A 19,394-nucleotide genomic window follows, 5' to 3' on the forward strand; every position below is an offset into this window, starting at 1 on the left:
CATGCGGACACTCACCCTGGGCAACGCCCTGGTCGACCGGGTCGAGGAACACACCCTGCCGGTCTCCCTCACCTCCCTGACCGGCGACGAGAAGCTCATCGCGCGCCGCGTGGAACCGCTGCCCAGCGGGTTCCTGGACCGGGAGACGATGAACTTCCAGTTCTCCAACCACAGTTGGATACTGCGGGTGGACGGCCGCACGGTCCTGGTCGACCCGTGCACCGGCAACGGCCGTACGGGCAGAGGGCCTTACTTCGACGGACTCGACGTGCCCTATCTGGAGCGGCTCGCGGCGGCCGGCGTGTCGCCCGATTCGGTCGACGTCGTCTTCTGCACCCACCTCCACCACGACCACTGCGGCTGGAACACCCGTTGGAGCGCCGGGAGTTGGGTGCCGACTTTCCCCAACGCGGAGTACGTCTTCGCGGAGGAGGAGTACCGGCGGTGGGACCCGGCGGGGCCGCCGCACGCCAACGCCTTCAACCCCAACGTGTTCGACGAGTGCGTGCGTCCGGTGGCCGAGGCGGGTCTCGCCAGGGTCGTCCCGCTGCCGTACGAGATCTCGCCGAGTCTGACCGTCGAACCCGCGCCGGGCCACACGCTCGGGCACGCCGTGCTGGCGCTCAACTCGGCAGGCGTACGGGCGTACTTCACCGGAGACGCCTTCCACCACCCGGTCCAGCTGACCCGGCCCGAACTGCACCTGCGGGGCTGCGACGACCTGGAGACGGCCGTCGCCACCCGGCGTGCACTGGTCCAACGGGCCCTCGACGAGGGCGCGTTCCTCTTCCCCGCCCACTTCTCCGCACCGCACTACGGGCAACTCGCCCTCGACGGCGACGAGGTGCGCTTCGTGCCGGGCGGCGCGGGCCACGCCACAGCCGGATGACCAGCCGGTCACTTCACCTCGACGGTGACCCTCCAGGGCACGACGACCTGGGGGCAGGCGCGGCCCGGGGCGGGGACGCAGCGTCGTTGGGCGCTGACGGCGGCGACGCCGGTGCGGTCCGCGTGTAGGACCGTCGTGGCGCCCCCGGACGGTGTCGTGGTGCCGCCGGTGCTCCGGAGGACCGTGGAATCGGCGGCCGTTGGAACGCTCCAAGCGTAGGTGAGCCCGCCCTCGCGGTAGCCGGTGAGCCGGACCTCGATGTCGTCACCGGCGCTCGCGGTCACCGCCCGGCCGTCGTCCATGTTCGTGAGTACGACGCGCTGGGCCAGGCGTACATCCGCGGCCGCCGGCGCCGTGGCCGAGGCTGAGACGGCGGCGAGGGCCAGCCCCGCGGCTCCCAGGAACGTGGACCACTTCGTCGCTCCCATTGGATTCCTCTTCTCACGTCTGCCGGGCAGGCGGACCTGCTTTCCGGCAGCTCAACGGGACGGCGGAGGCCAGGTCACGAGCAGCCATCCGTTCGAGGCCCCGGGCCGTCCCCGGGCCGTCCCCGGGCAGGAGAATCGTGGACTGTGCCGACCACCGGGAACGGTCCATCCCCATCCGGAGAACCGTCGCTAGCTTTGCGTGTCCGCAGAGTCGCAGCCTTCGAAGGAGCAGGCATGGGACCGTTCCACACCTGGGCCAGGAGAGGGGCGAGGGCTATGGGCTCCGGCCTGGTCGCCGCCGTGCTAGCGTCCCCCTTCCTCGTCACCAGCGCGCAGGTGAGTCCGGCCCACAGCACCCCCGCCGCGAGCCTTCGCGAGGTCGACGTCACCCCCGGCACACCGGACCGCGTCAACGGCCAGCCGGTGGTCGCGGTCAACCCCAAGCACCCGGACAACCTCGTGTACGCGTCGACGGACCACATCGTCGGCGGCGGCACGCTGGTCCGGGTGGAGTGCTACGCCGCGTTCTCGACCGATGACGGCCGGACCTGGACCCGTACGGCCTGGCCGGTCAGTGACAACCCGCAGTGCGGGGACCCGTACCTGGCCGTCGACTCGAAGGGGATCTTCTACCTCGGCTGGAATCAGCTGGGCTGCCCCGGCGACCCCGACGACCCCGACGGACCGATCACCGGCACCTGCGACGGCGTTCCGAACGCACTCGGTGTCGCCAGGTCGACCGACGGCGGACGCACCTGGTCGCACGCAGTCGACACGCCCGCCGTCCGCGCCGCCACGCCCCGGCTGCGGGTGGACACGGCCACCGACTATGTCTACGCGGTCGGCGCCAGCCCCGTCGGACAGCCCGGCCCCTCGGCCGTCACGGTCAGCAAGGACCACGGTCTGACCTGGACCCCGGTCGCGGAACTCCCCGACCAGCCGTTCGGCAACGAGATCGCGGTGCACAACGGCGTGCTGGCGAGCGCCACTTCGGAGGTGGTCGTGGGCGGGGTCTCGGTGCAGCCCGTGAACCCCGTGTTCGAGGTGAGCCGCGACGACGGCACCACGTTCACCTCCTTCCCGGTCACCGACAGCGCCGGAAACGCGGTCGCATCGCCCTCGGGCGACCTCGTGCCGGACACCAGGCTGCTGGCGTCGGACCCGATCCCCTGGGTCACCGCCGATCCCGCCAGGACCGACCGGTTCGCGCTGCTGCTGCCCCGGGGCGACAACCTGGAGGTGTACGTCACGAACAACGCGGGCCGCATGTGGACCGGTCCAACCGTGGTCGCGGATACTCATCCACGGCAAGTACGCCTACGTCACCTGGGCGGACGCGCGTGAAGGCGGCGCCGTCGACGGCATCGTCGCCCGGGTTCCCCTGTCCCGCTACCACTGAGTCGGACCGATCCGGGCCGCGCCTCCCGACAAGGAGACGCGGCCCGGTGCACCACACGTCAAACGAGCAATTCGGGAGGGATTCATGAAGGTCGTCGTCGACGAGGACAGGTGCGTCGCGGCCGGGCAGTGCGTCGCCGCGCCAGCGGACGTGTTCGACCAACGCGACGACGACGGCATCGTCGTCCTGCTGACCGAGCACCCGTCGCCGGAGGTGGCCGACGACGTCAGTACCGCGGCCGCCGTGTGCCCCGCACTCGCGATCCGGATCCAGGAGTGACCCCCGTGACACCCGACCAGCGACAGCACGACCTCGCGGCGCTGCGGGACCGCTGGTACCGGGAGGGTCACTACTCCTCGCGCACCATGGCCGAGGCCTTGGCGGACGCGGGCCGGCGCTTCCCGGAGACGCGGTTCGTGTTCGCCTCGGAGGCGACCCGCACCACGCTCACCCTGACCGACATGCTCGCCCTCGGCCGCCGCGCGGCGGCCGGACTGCGCCGGATGGGAGTGGGGCCCGGTGACGTGGTCGCCGTACAGATCCCCAACCGGCAGGAACTCGTGGTGTCGTACTTCGGCGCCTGGCTGCTCGGCGCGGTCGTCCTGCCCATCACCCACATCTACGACTCGGCCGAGGTCGGCGCCATCCTGCGGGACGCCCGCGCCAAGGCGCTGATCCTGCCCGACGCCTGGCGCTCCATCGACTTCACCGCCCGCCTGGCCCGCCTCGACCCGGGCCCCGCCCTCAAGCACGTCGTGATGATCGGCGAGCGGACCGCGCCGGACACCGTCCCCTGGTCCCAACTGGTCGACGGGGAAGGGGAGATACGGCCACCCGAGGGCGTACGGTCCGACGACGTGTGCGCGGTGATCTACACCTCGGGTACGACCGGCGTGCCCAAGGGCGTGCAGCACACCCACAACTCGTTGCTGCGCGAACTGCGCAAGGGCGACCTCATGAACGAGACGGCACCGGGCGACACCCGGCTCATCCCCTGGCCCTCCGGCCATGTCGCAGGCCTGCTGGCCGCGTGCTGCGGGATCACCGGCGGTACGGACACCGTGCACATGGACCGCTGGCACGACGCCCACGCCGTGGAACTCGTCGAGGAGTTCCGCTGCACCATCACCAGCGGCACCCCGCTGCACGTCGAGGCGATCCTCACGGCGGCCGAGAAGCACGGCCGGGACATCTCCAGCCTGCGCTTCGTCCAGGTCGGCGGCGCCAACGTGCCACCCGCGCTGGTCGCCAGGGCCGACGCCGCCGGCATCGTCGTGGCACGGGCCTACGGCAGCACCGAGCATCCGCGCTGCGCGACCTCCCCGCTCAACGCCCCAGCGCCGAAGCGGTCGTTGACCGACGGCGTCGTGCGCTTCGGCGACGAGGTGCGGATCGTCGACGAGTCACAGCGGGAGCTGCCCGTGGGGGAGGAGGGCGAGGTGCTGACCCGGGGCCCGAGCCAGTTCGTCGGCTACCGCGACCCCGCCCACGACGCGTCCGCGTTCGTGTCCGGCGGCTGGTTCCGCACCGGCGATGTCGGACGCCTCGACGCGGACGGGTACTTGACCATCACCGATCGCATCAAGGACATCATCATCCGGGGCGGAGAGAACATCGCCTCGAAGGAGGTCGAGGACATCCTCGCCACCCATCCCCGGGTGCGCCACGCGGCGGTGGTCGCCGAACCCGACCCGCGCTACGGCGAGCGCGTGGCCGCGTTCGTCGTCCTCGACGGCGGCACGCTGGACATCGAGGAAGTGCGTGAACTGTTCGCCCGCCATCGGGTCGCCCCGCAGAAGACACCGGAGCGCGTCGAGGTCGTGGAAGAGCTGCCGTTGGCGCCCTCGGGGAAGGTCCGCAAGTACGAGCTGCGCGAGCGGCTGCGCGCCCGGGCGGTCGCCGATACCTGAGCTGCACCCAGGGCGCTACGCTGCCGTGTCGTGCAGCAGACACGCCTCGACACGGCCCGGATCAGGGCGGCCCGCCAGGTGATCGACCCGATGTTCCTCGACACCCCGCTGTACCGCTGCGAGGCGCTGGAGCCCGGCCTCGGCTGCGCGGTCAGCATCAAGCTCGAAACGGCGAACCCGGTCCGCAGCTTCAAGGCACGCGGCACCGAACTCGTCGCGAGCCAGCTGGCCGACAAGGGCGAGCGGGCCGTCGTGTGCGCCAGCGCGGGCAACCTCGGCCAGGCCCTCGCGTGGTCCGGTCGCGGAAGGGGGCTCGACGTCACCGTGGTGGCGTCCCGTTTCGCGACCGCGGCCAAGCTCGACCGCATCCGCGCGCTGGGTGCGCGGCTTCAACTGGTTGACGGCGACCACGAGTTGGCCCGCGAACGGGCGGCGGCCGTCGCACGGTCCGAGGGTATCCGGCTGGTCGAGGACAGCCTCGACATCGAGACCTGCGAGGGCGCGGCGACCATCGGCCTTGAACTGGCCGACGCGGCACGGCAGTTCGACACCGTGCTGATCGCCCTCGGTGGCGGCGCGCTGGCCACCGGAGTGGGGCATGTGCTGAAGTCCCTGGCGCCCGAGGTCGAGGTGATCTGTGTCCAGCCGCTGCGCGCACCGGCGTTGACACTCTCGTGGCGCGCGCGGCGGGTCGTCACCACCGACTCGGCGGACACCATCGCCGACGGTGTCGCGGGCCGGTTTCCCATCCCCGCCGTCCTGGACGATCTCCTCCTGGTCGCCGACGACGCGGTCCTGGTCCGGGAGGAGTCGATCGTCACCGGCATGCGGATGCTCTTCGACCACGCGGGCCTCGTCGTCGAGCCGTCGGCGGCGCTCGGTGTCGCGGCGGTCCTCGAAGACCGCGACCGTTTCGCCGGCCGCCATATGGTCACCGTCGTGTGCGGCGGCAACGTCGACGCGGACGTCTATCGCGGCTGGATCGGCGCGGCTCCGCCGTAGGGGTGCTCGTGCACGGCGTCCCGGGCACGTTCGTCACGTGCCCGGGATGTCCCGCCGCGATGGCCGCTTTCCCTTCACCGCGACGGTGTCCACCGGTGTGTGGCACCAGAGTGGCCCTGTGGGGGCGGCCGGAGAAGGCCTCGGGGTGCCGCGTCAGACTCTCGTAAGATCCACTTCGCGCAATCTCTTACGGGCAATCCCTTTCGCGCAATCTCTTACGGGCCAACGGAGTTGGTGACGGCCGCGTGTTGCGCGAGGACGTTCTCCGCGAGCTTCACATGCGCGGCGTCCACCAGTTGGCCGTCCACGCTGGTGGCGCCCAGACCCTCGGCCTCGGCGGCGCGATACGCCTCCAGGACCCGCCGGGCACGTCGGATCTCGTCGTCGCTCGCGCGGAAGACCTGGTTCGCGATCTCGATCTGCGAGGGATGGATCGCCCACTTGCCGTTGAACCCGAGGGAGGCCGCCGACCGGGCGTCCTCCTCGTAGCCGGACGGGTCCCGGAAGTCGGGATAGGGGGCGTCGATGGCCGCGATGCCCGCGATGCGCGCCGCGGTCAGCACCTGCATCCGCGCGAAGTACCAGAAGTCGCCCGGATACGGCTCGCGGGGACGGAAGTTGGTGTCCACGCGGGCGCCCTGCGACACCGACAGATCGCCCGCGCCGAAGATCACGGCGTCCAGCCGGTCGCTCGCGGTCGCGATCTCCTCGGCGTGCGCGACCCCCGCGACATCTTCGATGAGGACCTCCAGCCGGATCCGCTTGAGCAGACCCAGCCGCTCCTCCAGCTGGTTCAGCAGCACGTCGACCCACCACACGTCCCGCGCGGCCGTGACCTTCGGGACGATGATGGTGTCCAGGTTCTCCCTGGCCCCTTCGACCACCTCGATGATGTCGCCGTGGGCCCACTTCGTGTCGATCCCGTTGATCCGGACGGCACGAACGGTGCTGCCCCAGTCGTACTCGTTCAGCGCCCGTACGGCCTTGCCCCGCGACTCCTCGCGCAGCGCGGGGGCCACCGCGTCCTCCAGGTCGAGGAAGACCAGGTCGGCCCGCGAGGCGGCGGCCTTGGCGAACATGTGGTCGTTGGAGGCGGGCGTGGCCAGCTCCGAGCGGCGCAGCGGAAGGGTGTTCATCGTGTCGTGGCCTCTTCCTCGGTGAACAGGTTCGCGGGGCGGTCGAGGGACAGGTTCTCCCGCAACGTCCTGCCCGTGTACTCGCCGCGGACGAGCCCCAACCGGCGGAGTTCGGGCACCACCAGCCGCACGAAGTCCTCGAAGGCGCCGGGGAAGTGGGTGGCGGCGAGGACGAAACCGTCGCAGGAGCGCGACGCGAACCACTGCCGCATCCGCTCGGCGATCTGCGGTCCGGTACCGACGAACCGCGGGCCCTGGAGCAGGGTGGCCCGGTGGTTCGCCAGCATGCGCAGGGTCAGTTCGCGGTCGCCGAGGTGCCGTCGTACGCCCTGGACGAGGCCGCGGATCCCGGAGACCGAGTCGATGAGTTCGTCCGTGACGACGTCGTCGAGCGAGTAGCCCGCGAAGTCGTGGTTGGTCACCTCGGACAGCAGGGTCAACGAGGCCATGGGATGCACGAGTTCGTCGAGGAACAGCGCCTCCTTCTCCCGCGCGATCGCCTCCGTCTCACCGGCGATCGTGTAGACCATGGGCAGCAGACGTACGGAACTCGCGTCCCGGCCCGCCTCGGTGATCAGCTCCTTCTGCTCCTCGTAGTGCTCCCGCGCGATCTCCTGGCTCGGGTCGGACGTGAAGATCAGGTCGGCCCACTTGGCCGCGAACAGTCGGCCCCGTCCCGACTGTCCGGCCTGGATGATCACCGGTCGGCCCTGCGGAGTACGCGGCACCGTCAGCGGCCCGCGCACGCTGAAGTACTCGCCCTGGTGGTCGAGTTCGTGGACCTTGCCGGGGTCGGCGAAGATCCCGGCCGTACGGTCGCCGATGATCGCGTCGTCCTCCCACGAGTCCCAGAGCTTCGAGACGACCTCGACGAACTCCTCGGCCCGGTCGTAGCGCTTGTCGTGTTCGAGGTGCTCGTCCAGGCCGAAGTTCTGGGCCTCCGCGTCGTTCACCGACGTCACGACGTTCCAGGCGGCCCGACCGCCGCTGAGGTGGTCGAGCGTCGCGAACGTCCGCGCCACATGGAAGGGTTGATAGTACGTCGTCGAGTACGTCGCACCCAGCCCGATGTGTTCGGTGGCACCGGCGACGGCGCCGAGCACCGTGCTCAGGTCGAGCTTGACCGGGCGCGCACCGTAACGGACCGCGTCGGCGGGCGAGTTGCCGTAGATCGTCGGCATGGCGAGCCGGTCGTCGAAGAACATCAAGTCGAACATGCCCTCCTCCAGCACGCGCGCGATCCGCTGGTAGTAGCGCACGTCCAGGAAGTCCGCCGCCGCGCTGGGATAGCGCCAGGAGCCGGAGTACACGGACACGTTGGACGCCTGGAGGAAGGCGACCAGGGTCATCTGGTCAGCGCGTGACGTGCTCATCGGGGCCTTTCGTGAGCCGGTGGGGCGAGGGGCGGAGGCGCGGTGCCGGGCCGGGTCAGCGGAACACCTCGTAGGAGGGGTCGGTGTCGTCCCGGCGCCCGGAAGGCGCCTCGGCGTCCTCGACGGTGTGCGTCACCTCGCGGTAGAGGTCACCGGCGTAGACCCGGTGGTCGATGGCCCACACGCCCGCGCGGCGCGACCAGCGGTCGACGTACCGGCCGCGGTGGAACAGGTCGGTGACGAGACCGTCGGTCGGGCGTGTGCGTAGCCACACCGACACGTACGCTTCGCTCGCCGCCGTTCCCGCCGCCTCGTCGACCTCGACGAGCGTGTTGGACACCAGGTGCGAATGGGTGGCGAGTTGGGCGTGGTAGCGCCAGACGAAGTCGAGGAAGCCGCCGCCGGAACCCCGGTAGGAAGGGCCGTAGTCGGCGGTGCCGTCGGGATGCCAGACGGTGTCGGCGAGCGCGCGGTCCATGCGGTCCAGGCCACGGCAGTACCGGTACAGCACCTCCGTGATCTCCTGCTTCGCCGCGAGCAAGGTGATCGGGGCGTTCGGAGTCGTCGGGGTGGTCGGCGCCGAGTCGGTCCGCATGGTTCGCTCCTCGTCAAGTGACGTGATCCCGGGGCGTGTTGACTGCGCGTCCCGTCCAGGCCGGGAAGCCCCTCGATCAACATAGGAAGCGCCGGGCCGGCAGTCATGTCCCGTGCCCGCTGAGCGGGAACGGGCCCGGGCCGGGCACCGGAGCCCCGTTAGCGTGGCCGCGCGGATCCCGCCCCGAGCACCACAGGACCGCGCTCAACAGGAAGGCAGGGAACGCGCCATGAACGCCGGACCACTGGCCGGACTCCGTGTCCTCGATGCCGCCACCCTCGCCGCCGGACCATTGATCGCCACCTGGCTCGGCGAGCACGGCGCCGACGTCATCAAGGTCGAACAGCCCGACGGCGGTGACCCGTTGAGGCAGTGGGGCGCCCAGAAGGACGGCGTCGGCCTGATGTGGAAGAGCGTGGGCCGCAACAAGAAGAGCGTCACCCTGAATCTGCGCCAGGAGACCGGACGGGACCTGCTGCGCCGACTCGCCCGCCAGTCCGACGTCGTGGTGCTGAACCTGCGCCCGTCGACCCTTCGGAAGTGGCGCCTCGACTACCCGAGTCTCGCCGCGGAGAACCCCCGCCTGGTGATGGCGCACGTCACCGGCTACGGAGCGGGCGGCCCGAAGACCGACCGCCCGGGCTTCGGCACCCTCGGCGAGGCGATGAGCGGCTTCGCGCATCTCACCGGCAGCCCGGACGGCCCGCCGACCCTCCCCTCCTTCATGCTCGCCGACGGCGTCGCGGGCCTGACCGCCACCTACGCGGTGATGATGGCCCTCTACCACCGAGACGTGCACGGAGCGGACGGCCAACTCGTCGACATCAACCTGATCGACCCGCTGGCACGGTTGCTTGAACAGTCGGTGCTCACCTACGACCAACTCGGCACCGTCCCCAACAGGACCGGAAACCGCTGGGACATCAGCGCCCCGCGCAACGTCTACCTCACCAAGGACGGCCACTGGCTCGCCATGTCCGGCAGCGCCCCCACGATCGCCAAACGCGCCCTCCAGGCGGTCGGACGACCCGAACTCACCGAGGACCCCAGGTTCGCCGAGGCACAGCAACGCCTGCGCCACGCCGCCGAGATAGACGCGATCATGGCCGACTGGATCGGCGCCCACACCCTGGACGACGCGATGACGGTCTTCGAGGCGGCCGACGTCGCCGCCGCCCCCGTCTACGACGCCGCCCAACTCCTCGCCGACCCGCAGATGGTGGCCAGAGACGTCTACCGGTCGGTCCCCGACCCTCAACTCGGGTCCATGCGCGTCCAGTCACCGGTGCCGCGCTTCTCCGCGACCCAGGGCGGCATCAGCCACCTCGGTCCGGCTCTCGGCGAGCACAACGACGAGATCTACGGCGGACTCCTCGGCCTCGACGCCGACCGGCGCCGGGAACTGTCGGAGCAGGGCGTGATCTGAAGCGATCGGGAACATCGGCAGCTGGAGGCTCCCATGGCCCAACTGGGTGTACACGCAAGGAACGTGGACCAGGTCACCGAGTCCTTCATCGACGGGGTGCCGGTCGGGACACCCGAGGTCTACGAGAACATCGACCCGTCGACCGGACGCTCCCTCGGCCAGGTGTCGAGAGGAACACCGGAGGAGATCGACCGGGCGGTCACCTCGGCACGCGCGGCGCAACGAGCCTGGCGCACCACGACACCGGAACAACGCGCCGATCTGCTCTGCCGGTTGGCCGACCTGATCGACAACAACACCGAGGAACTCGCCCGACTGGAGAGCGAGGACTCCGGCAAACCCCTGTCCCAGGCACGCAACGACGCCCGGGTGTGCGCCCGTTACTTCCGCTTCTACGGCCGCGCGATCGACTCGTACTACGGCCTGAGCCTGCCGCTCCGCCCCGACCTCCACGTCTACACGCGCCGCGAACCCCACGGCGTCACCGGCCACATCCTCGCCTGGAACTACCCTCTGCAACTCCTCGCCCGTGGCGTCGCACCCGCCCTCGCGACCGGCAACTGCGCCGTGGTGAAGCCGGCCGACGAGACACCGCGCACGGCGGTCGCCGTGGCCGGACTCGCGATCCAAGCGGGCCTGCCTGAAGGGGTGTTCAACGTCGTGACCGGCCTCGGCGCCGAGGCCGGTGCCGCACTGGCGGCCCATCCCGGCATCGACCATCTGGGCTTCGTCGGCTCCACCCGGGTCGGCGCCCTCGTCGCCACGGCCGCCGCCGAGCGGGTGTCACCGGTGACACTCGAACTCGGCGGCAAATCAGCCCACTTGGTGTTCCCCGACGCCGACATCGAGAAGGCCGCCCGGGTCGCCGCCGCCGCGATCCTCCAGAACGCCGGGCAGACCTGCTCGGCGGGATCACGTGTGCTCGTCCACGAGAGCGTGCACGCCGAAGTCGTGGAGCGCATCGCGGGGCACTTCGCCGAGGTGACGATCGGCCGCGGCCTCGACGACCCCGACCTCGGCCCACTCGTCTCGCGCAGACAGCAGGACCGCGTACGCGACTATGTGCGGTCGGCCGGTACGGGTGAGCTCGTCTTCGGCGGTTCGGTCGCCGAGCCCGAAGGCCTGGCGGACGGCGCCTACTTCACGCCGACCCTGATCGACGGCGTCGACCCGGCCGCCCCGATCGCCCAGGAGGAGATCTTCGGACCCGTCCTCACCACGATGCGGTTCTCGACCGAGGAGGAGGCCCTCGCCCTGGCGAACGGGACCGACTACGCCCTGCTCGGCGCCGTGTGGACCAGGGACCTGAGCCGGGCCCACCGGGTCGCCGCGGAGGTCGAGGCGGGCCAGGTCTATGTGAACACCTACGGCGCCGGCGGTGGCGTGGAGCTTCCGTTCGGGGGGTTCCGCAAGTCGGGCTACGGCCGGGAGAAGGGCGTCGAGGCCCTCGACAGCTGCACCGCGACCAAGACGATCGTCGTACAGCTCTGAGGGTGTGGTCGTGCTCGGGCGTGAGCCTGACAGGAGGCTAGGAGTCGGTCCAGCGGACCGGATGCCCGGACGGATCCGTGGTCAGCCAGGTTCCGTTGCCGAGAGACTGGACGTCGTAGGGGCTGTCCGTGTGCGCGGCGAACTCGGTGCCGACCCGGCCGGAGCGCACATCCACCCGATAGTGCCGGAACCACTCCTGCTCGTCCGCGGTCTCGCCGCCGAGGGTGACGGCGACGGAGAGCGTGAACCGCACCTCTCCTTCGGGACAGGTGCGGAGGGCGCCGTCGGCCTGCTCGTGGTGGACGGTCATGAACTCGTGTCCGTGCCCGACGGTCGGCAGCTCCGCCTGTGCGACGACCGGCCCGGTCGCGGCGTCCAGGGCGACCGACTGGTCGTGTCCGTCGCGGCCCGCCATGGCGTCGGGCCGGTAGACCCACAGGACGCGTTCGTCCGACGACAGCGCACAGCCGGGGCGGTGTCCGTGCCGCCGGTCCGACCGTGGTTCGAACCCTGACCGCCAGACCTCGGTCCCGTCCGCCGTCACGCGGACCGCCGCGTGGAGGGTCGTGCAATAGACGCGCTCACGGCCGACGGAGACAGCGTGGCCGACGACATCGTCGCCGGGGGACGGCCGACAGACCATGACCGGCGACAGCACGCCCCTTCCGTCGCAGGCCAGGTCATAGGCGCGGACGCGCCCGTCGACCAGCCGTGTGATCGTCCGCGGGGGACAAGGGGATCGAGTCACGCCCCGGAGGTTGGCGTCCCCGCGGATCTTCGACCGTCACGGGGGATCGCCCACGTACTCGTCCACCCGCCGCCGTAGCAGCCAGCGCCCCGCCGACTCCTCGAACGTGTCGTGATAGCGCGCCACGACGGCGATCGACCACGCGGCGCCGTCGTGGACGAGCATCACCACGTCACTGGTCGCCTTCGCCGTGCGGTCGTCCCACTCCGTCAGCAGGGTGTTGCCGACCAGGTGGCGTCGGGGCCTGCCCGGATCCGGTCGCCACCCCGGCTGGGAGAACGCCGCGAAGATGGCGTCGGCGCCCACCAGCGGATCGAAGCCGGGGATCTCGACCACCGCGTCCGGCAGGTACAGCGCGACCATGTCCTTCGTACGGCCCTCGTCCTGCGCCTGGGCGTGCGCGGCGATCGTCGCCCGCACACCCGCGCTCACCTCAGCGAACTCCCGCACAGCCGCGCCTACTTGAGGGCGATCGGAGTGATGGGGGAGCCGACGGAGCCCGTCACCTTCAGCCCCGGGGCGCAGAACAGCGTCTCCCACACGCCGTCCTCCTCGCAGTCCGCCGCCAGTTCCTCGAAGTTGAACATCTCGCCGAGGGTCAGACCCATGTCCCGGATCACCACCTGGTGGAACGGGATCGTCGAGCCCTTGACGGGGCTCGGCCACACCTCGCCGGAGTGGTTGTCCATCGCGAGCGCCGCGACCTCCCGCTCGTACAGCCAGTTGCAGGTGTCGAGACAGGGCCCGGGGGCGTTCCCCAGGAAGTGCTCGCGGTCGCCCTCCAAGAACCACTGGTAGGAGCCGGTACGCAGCAGCACGATGTCACCGGACTCGACACGCACGCCCTGGCGTTCCTCGGCGGCCAGCAGGTCGGCCTCGGTGATCTCGTACGAGTCCTCCAGCCGGTCCACGCCCTTCAGCCGCGCGATGTCGAGCAGGACGCCACGGGATATCAGCCGGTCGACGGCCTTGTGGAACGAATTGCGGCTGGCGCCCTGGAAGTTGTTGACCGCGGCGGCGGGAACGTTGTTGTAGAAGAAGCCGCCGTAGCCCGCGTGCGCGAGACCGTCCCACTGGGTCGCCGCCTGGAGACCGGTGACGATCATGTCGTCGGCCGAGATCAGACCGTCCTGCGAGTACGCCGTGTCGGACGGCAGCAGCGTCATGACGTGGATCGGGTTGTTGCGGAACCCCCCTGATTTGAAGGGTCCGTTGCTGTCGAACGCCATGCCCAGGTCGAACGCCTTGCCGGTGCGGACGAGTTGAGCCGCCGCGATCCGCTTCTGCGGGGTCACGAAGTTCAGGGTGCCGATCTCGTCGTCGTCCCCCCAACGACCCCAGTTGTTGAGCTTCTTGCCGAGTTCGTGATGAGGCCAGACCTTTTCCGCGCTCACGCTTCTCCCTCTTCTCCTTGCCGGTGTGCCATGTAACGGCTGACGCATTCCATGAGGTCGCCGGGCACGTGATATCCCGAGTGGTCTTTGATCCGGTCCAGATTCCCCGCGATGTCCTCGACCGTGACCTTGAGCGGGTCGGCGGGCAGCCAGCCCTCGGTGACGCCGACGAAGAGATGAGCGAACCGCCCGCCGCCGGCGAGGAACACCTCACCGCTCACCTCGCACGTCTCATGCGCGAGATACGCCACCATGGGCGCCACCAGGGCGGGATCCATCACGCCGGTGGCGGGTTGGCCCCGCTCCCGCAGCGCGTCCATGCCCTCCGACGGCCCGCCGCCCATCCGCGTCATCGCGTTGGGCGCGATCACGTTGACCTTGATGTCGTGGCCGGCGGCCGACGACGTCATGCTGCGGGCCATGCCGATCATCGCCGCCTTGGCGGTGGCGTAGCCGAGGTTGTCCGGGAGGCCGAACATGCCGATCGAGCCGGTGAGGACCACCCGGCCGTAGTTCCGCTCCAGCAGGTGCGGCCAGGCCGCGCGTGTGGTGTGGAAGGCGCCGAGGACATGGACCGCGAGATGGCTCTCGATGTTCGCCGCGTCGATGTCCGGGAGGCCGGCGAACCGCACGTTGCCCGCGTTGTTGACGAGGACGTCGATCCGGCCGAAGGCCTCGACGGCCGCCTCGACGGGACGTCGGCCGCCCTCGGCCGTCGAGATGTCGCTCGTGTCGGCGATCGCCGTACCGCCCGCGTCGTTGATCTCCGCGGCCACGGACTCGGCCGGACCGGTGTCGGAGCCGAAGCCGTCCATCGAGCCGCCCAGGTCGTTCACGACGACCTTCGCGCCCAACTCGCCGAGCAGCAGGGCGTAGGCCCGCCCGATTCCGCGTCCGGCGCCGGTGACCACCGCGACGCGGTCGTCGAATAGGTGTTGCCGCATGACCATGCCTTCCGGTTCAGGAAAGGAAGCGGGAGTACTTCGACTGGAGGACCTCGACCATGAACTCGCGGAGTTTCGGGCGTCCGCCGGGATTCAGCAGGAAACTCCGCGGCTTCCCGGCGATGTTGGAACCGAAGAAATAGCTGTGCTCACCGAACGGCGAATACGCGGCGAGTTCCGCGACCATGGCGTTCCAGGCCGCCTCCGTGTCGGCGGGGACCTCGATCGCCCGGTGGCCGTGATCGCGCGCGTACTCGATCGCGTCGGTGATGAAGTCGACCTGGTCCTCGGCGTAGCGCGGGTTGTTGCCTGCCGCACCGTGCGGCCCGCCGGGGAAGAAGAAGTTCGGGAAGCCGTGGCTCATGAGCCCCAGGAACGTGCGTGGTCCGTCGGCCCAGTACTCCTCCAGGGCCAGTCCGTCGCGACCGCGCACCCCCATCCGGTTCAGCGCGCCGGTGCCGAAGTCGAACCCCGACGCCCAGACGATGACGTCGAACTCCCGCGGCCCGTCTGCCGTTTCGATCCCGCTCTCCGTCACCCGGACGAACGGGTTCTCCCGGAGATCGACCAGACTCACCCTCGGGTCGTTGTACGCCTCGAAGTAGTCGGTGACGAACGGCGGACGCTTCCCGGCCCAGCCGTGGTCGTCCGGGACGAGCCGCTCGGCCGTCACCGGATCCTCGACGATGTCACGGACCTTCTGCGCCATGAATGCACACCAGTCGTCGTTGGCGGCCTTGTTCGTGAACATGTCGGCGTAGTGGCTGATGACCTTGGCGAAGCCGGGGCTCCGCCACATCCGCTCGTGGAACGCCCGGCGGCCGTCCTTGGAGTCCTCGAAGGCCGTACGGTCACGCGGCTTGTGCAGGAACCCGCTCGTCGACTCGTGCAGGGTTTCCCGCAACTCATCGAAACCGGCCACGAGTTGAGCCTGCTGAGCGGCCGTGATCGGCTCGTTGTTCAGCGGAGTGCACCAGTTCGGCGACCGCTGATAGACCGTCAGGGAAGCGACGTCCGCGACGATGGCGGGGATCACCTGGACGCCACTGGAACCCGTGCCGACCACCGCGACCCGCTTGCCCGCGAAGTCGACGGGGGAGTCTGGCCACAGACCGGTGTGATGGGCGACGCCCGCGAAGTCCTCGCGGCCGGGCACATCGGGGAAGACCGGCACCGACAGCACACCGGTGGCCGCGACCACGAACCGCGCCCGCACCTCGGTGCCGTCGGTCGCCCGCACCAGCCAGGTGGCCGAAGTCTCGTCGTACAGCGCGGAGTTGACCCGGGCCCCGAACCCTATGCGCTCGCGCAGGCCCAGTGTGTCGACGACGTAGTTGAAGTAGCGCTCGTTCTCCGGCTGCCCGGCGAACCGCTCACGCCACTCCCAGCCCTCGAACAGCTTCTTCGAGAACAGATAGCCGTAGGTGTAGCTCTCCGAGTCGAGACGCGCCCCCGGATACCGGTTCCAGTGCCACACCCCGCCGACCCCGTAGCCGGCCTCCAGCAGCAGCGCGGAGAACCCGGCGTCGAGGGCCCGCTTCAGCTGATGGATCCCGGTGACCCCGGCCCCGATGACCAGCAGGTCGACGTCGGTCCCGTCCATCTCCCTTGGCGGGACTGCCACTTCACTCACCCCCTGCGCGGATCGCCGACGGGCAGTTCGGTGGTGAAACCCCAGGGGATACCGAGCGCGGTGGCCGCGTCGGCCACCAGCGTGTCGTCCGTCCGCGTCCGCACTCCCACGCCCTGCGCTTCGAGGTGACGTGCGACGCGGTCGAGGTCCACGACCTTCCAAGTGATCGCGTGGTACGTGTCGTTGGGCGCCCCGGCGGCCCAGTCGGCGTGTGCCGCGGTGCCCTCGTCGGGGACGGCGTACTCGAAGACGGCGTCGGCCAGGTGGACGTAGGTGCTCCGCGCGCCCAGCACCTCGTTGCGTCCCTCGTGGATGACTGTCCCGCCCAGGCCGTCGACCATGACCCGCAGCGCGCGGTCGACCTGGTCGGTCAGCACGGTGTGGTGCGAGCAGCGCTCGATGCCGAGCGGATCGTCCTCGGAGACCGGCGGCAACTCCCAGTCCGGGGCCAGCCGGTGGTCCAGCGGGAACGGGATCTGCGGCAGGAACTCATAGCGCAGGCCCGCGTCCTCGGGCACCGTGAAGAAGATCGGCATCGGTGAGTTGGGGGCGGTCGGGGGCTCATCTCCCTCGGCCGCCTGGTCGAGTTGACCGACCATGCCGATGCCAAGTGCCCGCAGCGCGCGATAGGCGTCGCCGATCCCGTCGACGTACCAGCCGAACCCCTTCAGATGCGGCTTGTCGACCGAGGCATAGCGCTGGACGCCATCGAGGACGTAGCGCTTCGGGTCGATCGTGTCGAAGAGGACGTCGTTGATCGGTGTGAACGTCGAGTAGTCCGTCGGATAGCCCTCGCTGGCGGGGGCGCCCCGCAGCATCTCGGCCATCGGACGGCTCGGGCGTCCGAAGACGCGCTCGAACCACGCCTCCGCCTCCCGGAGATCGGTCACATGATGGCTGGGGTGGTACAGCTGGGTCAGCCGAAAGCCGCCGTCGGTCATGAGGGTCCTCCTTCTTCCGATGTCTGTCGTACGAGCCGTGTCACCAGGCGACGGGCAGTTCGTAGATGCCGTAGGCCTGCGAGTCCTCCTTGAACTTCAGGTCCGCCAGGTCGGCCGCGAGCCGCAAGGTGGGGATGCGGCGGAACAACGTGCCGAAGACCACCTGGAGTTCGACGCGGGCGAGTTGCTGTCCAACGCACTGGTGGGGGCCCCAGCCGAACGCGAGATGGTGGGACGCGGGGCGGTCCAGGGTCAGTTTCGCGGGGGTCGGGGAAGGCGGCGGGATCTCGGTTCGCGGCCGGCAGGCTCGCGATGACGCCCTCACCCGCGCGGATCGTCACCCCCTCGAACTCAAGGTCCTCGACGACGGCGCGGCGGGCCAGCAGATGGGGGAGCGTGAGACAGCGCAGCAGCTCTTCGACGGCCTTCGCCACGTAGTCGGGGTCGCCGGAGTGCGCGCGCAGGCGCGCGAGTCGGTCCGGGTTCTGGAGCAGCAGCGCCGTCCCGAGCGTGATCATGTTGGCGCTCGTGTCGTGGCCCGCGACTAGCAGGATGTGGCCCAGCGGCGCCGCCTCCCGCAAGGTCAGCTCACCGGCCTTGATCCGCGCCCCCAGGTCCGAGAGCACGTCCTCGGCCGGGTCGTCCATCTTGGCCTCGATGAGCCGGGCGATGTACGCGCGCAGAGCGTCGGCCGTCTGCGCGTTCTCCTCGGGCGTCTTGTTCACCGCGTTGGTGACACCGGCGTGCTTCTGGAAGAACGCGTGATCCTCGTACGGCACCCCGAGCAGCTCGCAGATCATCAACGACGGCAGGGGCAGCGAGAGAGCCTCGTTCAGCTCGGTCGGGTTGGGGCCGTCCAGCATCTTGTCGATGAGGTCGTCGGTGATCCGCTGGATCGCCGGCTGGAGCCCGCGCATCCGGTGCCGGGTGAAGGAGCTCGTCAACATCCGTCGCCGGCGCGCGTGTTCGGCGCCGTCCTTGTTGTTGATCGACGGCTGTGTCTCGCCCGCATGCGCCTTCATGGCCGAGGTGGTGTGCGGATAGCCCGGCGCGCCGATGTTCGCGCTCATCCGCGGGTCGGCGAGGATCGCGCGCTGGGCGGCGTGGGTGAGGACCAGCCAGGGGGTGGTGCCGTCCCAACTGCGCACCCTTGAAACGGACTTGCCGGTGTCGTGGAGCTTGAGGAGGTCGGGCGGGGGAGCGAAGGGGCAGGCGCCCGACCTGGGAGCAGGGAACTCCGGCGGCACCTCCGTCGCTTCGGTGCCCGTCACGCTCTCTGTCATGGTCGTCCTTCGGCTGAGGCGTTGTTCGTGGCCTGCGCGTGGCCGCTCGGGGCTCAGACGAGGTAGCGTCCGCCGTTGACGCTGAGCGTCTGGCCCGTGACGTAGCCGGCCTCGTCCGACGCCAGATAGGCGACCGCGTAGGCGATCTCGTCGGGTCGCCCGGCCCGCTTCATGGGCATGGTCGCGCCCAGCACGTCGGGGTCGAAGCCCTCGCGGAGCAAAGGGGTGTCGATGAGGCTCGGCGCCACGGCGTTGACGGTGATGCCGGTGTCGGCGAACTCGCGGGCGACCGCCTTGGTCAGGCCGATCACCCCGCCCTTGGACGCCGCGTAGTGGGACACGCCGCGACCGCCGGTCTGGGCGGACGAGGACGAGATGTTGACGATGCGTCCGTGCCCGGCCGTCAGCATGTCGGGCACGAGGGCCTGCGTGACCAGGAAGGGGCCCTTGAGGTTGATCCGGATCATCTGGTCCCAGGTCGCCTCGGTGAGGTCCGGGAACGGCACGTAGTTGGTGATCCCCGCGTTGTTGACCAGGATCGTGACCGGGCCGAGTTCCGCGCGTGTCAAGTCCGCCGCGGCTCTTACGGCCGTGGCGTCGGCCGCGTCTCCGACGACCGCGATCGCCTTGCCGCCCGCCGCGCCGATCGCGTCGGCCGTCTCGTGCGCGCTCGTGCCGTTGAGGTCCCACACGGCGACCGTGGCACCCTGGGCGGCGAGCACGAGGGCGATCGCCCGCCCGATGCCCCGGCCGCCACCGGTGACGACCGCGTTTCTCCCGTTCAGTGACGTCATTCAGGACT

At 70.1% G+C, this 19,394-nt stretch carries 18 protein-coding genes and 1 pseudogene; 7 read left to right on the plus strand and 12 right to left on the minus strand.

Annotated elements, in window-relative coordinates:
* Window position 1: 1 nt before the first annotated feature.
* Window positions 2-889, plus strand: coding sequence for an MBL fold metallo-hydrolase (locus ACWIHT_RS03390; protein ID WP_456163884.1), 888 nt, complete (start codon window positions 2-4; stop codon window positions 887-889).
* Between the two features lie 8 nt (window positions 890-897).
* Here ACWIHT_RS03390 and ACWIHT_RS03395 read toward each other — a convergent pair whose 3' ends face one another.
* Window positions 898-1,317 (minus strand): hypothetical protein, encoded by a 420-nt coding sequence (locus ACWIHT_RS03395; RefSeq protein ID WP_456163886.1) that lies wholly within the window; start codon window positions 1,315-1,317, stop codon window positions 898-900.
* Window positions 1,318-1,551: 234 nt separating this feature from the next.
* Between ACWIHT_RS03395 and ACWIHT_RS03400 the strand changes: the two genes are divergently transcribed.
* The 4 genes from ACWIHT_RS03400 (at window position 1,552) to ACWIHT_RS03415 (ending at window position 5,628) form a co-directional block, all read left to right on the plus strand.
* On the plus strand, window positions 1,552-2,661 hold the full coding sequence (locus ACWIHT_RS03400; protein ID WP_456163888.1) for a sialidase family protein: 1,110 nt from the start codon (window positions 1,552-1,554) through the stop codon (window positions 2,659-2,661).
* A gap of 139 nt (window positions 2,662-2,800) precedes the next feature.
* A complete protein-coding gene (locus ACWIHT_RS03405; protein WP_456163890.1) occupies window positions 2,801-2,995 on the plus strand; it encodes a ferredoxin in 195 nt (64 codons plus the stop codon).
* A gap of 5 nt (window positions 2,996-3,000) precedes the next feature.
* Entirely contained in the window at window positions 3,001-4,626 is a 1,626-nt protein-coding gene (locus tag ACWIHT_RS03410) for an AMP-binding protein (RefSeq protein WP_456163892.1), read from the plus strand.
* 30 nt (window positions 4,627-4,656) lie between these two features.
* Window positions 4,657-5,628, plus strand: coding sequence for a threonine ammonia-lyase (locus ACWIHT_RS03415; RefSeq protein ID WP_456163894.1), 972 nt, complete (start codon window positions 4,657-4,659; stop codon window positions 5,626-5,628).
* 215 nt (window positions 5,629-5,843) lie between these two features.
* On the opposite strand, the gene ACWIHT_RS03420 is transcribed toward ACWIHT_RS03415, so the two are convergent.
* Genes ACWIHT_RS03420 through ACWIHT_RS03430 form a run of 3 tightly spaced genes read right to left on the minus strand, consistent with a single transcriptional unit; the run spans window position 5,844 to window position 8,732 of the window.
* Window positions 5,844-6,764: an HpcH/HpaI aldolase/citrate lyase family protein gene (locus tag ACWIHT_RS03420; RefSeq protein WP_456163896.1), complete on the minus strand. Its 921-nt coding sequence runs from the start codon at window positions 6,762-6,764 to the stop codon at window positions 5,844-5,846.
* Entirely contained in the window at window positions 6,761-8,137 is a 1,377-nt protein-coding gene (locus tag ACWIHT_RS03425) for an LLM class flavin-dependent oxidoreductase (protein WP_456163898.1), read from the minus strand. The genes ACWIHT_RS03420 and ACWIHT_RS03425 overlap by 4 nt, the downstream gene beginning before the upstream one ends.
* Window positions 8,138-8,192: 55 nt before the next feature.
* A complete protein-coding gene (locus ACWIHT_RS03430; RefSeq protein WP_456163900.1) occupies window positions 8,193-8,732 on the minus strand; it encodes a nuclear transport factor 2 family protein in 540 nt (179 codons plus the stop codon).
* A 229-nt stretch (window positions 8,733-8,961) separates the two neighbouring features.
* Between ACWIHT_RS03430 and ACWIHT_RS03435 the strand changes: the two genes are divergently transcribed.
* Window positions 8,962-10,158: a CaiB/BaiF CoA transferase family protein gene (locus ACWIHT_RS03435; RefSeq protein ID WP_456163902.1), complete on the plus strand. Its 1,197-nt coding sequence runs from the start codon at window positions 8,962-8,964 to the stop codon at window positions 10,156-10,158.
* 33 nt (window positions 10,159-10,191) lie between these two features.
* Window positions 10,192-11,649 (plus strand): aldehyde dehydrogenase family protein, encoded by a 1,458-nt coding sequence (locus tag ACWIHT_RS03440; protein ID WP_456163904.1) that lies wholly within the window; start codon window positions 10,192-10,194, stop codon window positions 11,647-11,649.
* A gap of 37 nt (window positions 11,650-11,686) precedes the next feature.
* Here ACWIHT_RS03440 and ACWIHT_RS03445 read toward each other — a convergent pair whose 3' ends face one another.
* The 8 genes and pseudogenes from ACWIHT_RS03445 to ACWIHT_RS03480 all read right to left on the minus strand — a co-directional run bounded on the left by ACWIHT_RS03445 (window position 11,687) and on the right by ACWIHT_RS03480 (window position 19,386).
* Window positions 11,687-12,397 (minus strand): hypothetical protein, encoded by a 711-nt coding sequence (locus ACWIHT_RS03445; RefSeq protein ID WP_456163906.1) that lies wholly within the window; start codon window positions 12,395-12,397, stop codon window positions 11,687-11,689.
* 36 nt (window positions 12,398-12,433) lie between these two features.
* A complete protein-coding gene (locus ACWIHT_RS03450; RefSeq protein WP_456163908.1) occupies window positions 12,434-12,847 on the minus strand; it encodes a nuclear transport factor 2 family protein in 414 nt (137 codons plus the stop codon).
* A gap of 8 nt (window positions 12,848-12,855) precedes the next feature.
* Window positions 12,856-13,791 carry a cyclase family protein gene (locus ACWIHT_RS03455; RefSeq protein WP_456163910.1) on the minus strand — a complete coding sequence of 312 codons (936 nt, stop codon included), beginning with the start codon at window positions 13,789-13,791 and terminating at the stop codon, window positions 12,856-12,858.
* Window positions 13,788-14,735, minus strand: coding sequence for an SDR family NAD(P)-dependent oxidoreductase (locus ACWIHT_RS03460; protein ID WP_456163912.1), 948 nt, complete (start codon window positions 14,733-14,735; stop codon window positions 13,788-13,790). Before ACWIHT_RS03460 ends, ACWIHT_RS03455 begins: the two co-directional genes overlap by 4 nt.
* 16 nt (window positions 14,736-14,751) lie before the next feature.
* Entirely contained in the window at window positions 14,752-16,338 is a 1,587-nt protein-coding gene (locus tag ACWIHT_RS03465) for a flavin-containing monooxygenase (RefSeq protein ID WP_456163914.1), read from the minus strand.
* A 26-nt stretch (window positions 16,339-16,364) separates the two neighbouring features.
* Window positions 16,365-17,309, minus strand: a complete 945-nt coding sequence (locus ACWIHT_RS03470) for a hypothetical protein (RefSeq protein WP_456163916.1) — start codon at window positions 17,307-17,309, stop codon at window positions 16,365-16,367.
* 40 nt (window positions 17,310-17,349) lie between these two features.
* A pseudogene (locus ACWIHT_RS03475) lies at window positions 17,350-18,592 on the minus strand (cytochrome P450).
* 53 nt (window positions 18,593-18,645) lie between these two features.
* Complete coding sequence (locus ACWIHT_RS03480; RefSeq protein ID WP_456163918.1) at window positions 18,646-19,386, minus strand: SDR family NAD(P)-dependent oxidoreductase; 741 nt, start codon at window positions 19,384-19,386, stop codon at window positions 18,646-18,648.
* Between the last annotated feature and the right edge of the window lie 8 nt (window positions 19,387-19,394).

The sequence above is a fragment of the Streptomyces sp. NPDC002276 genome, assembly GCF_053891435.1.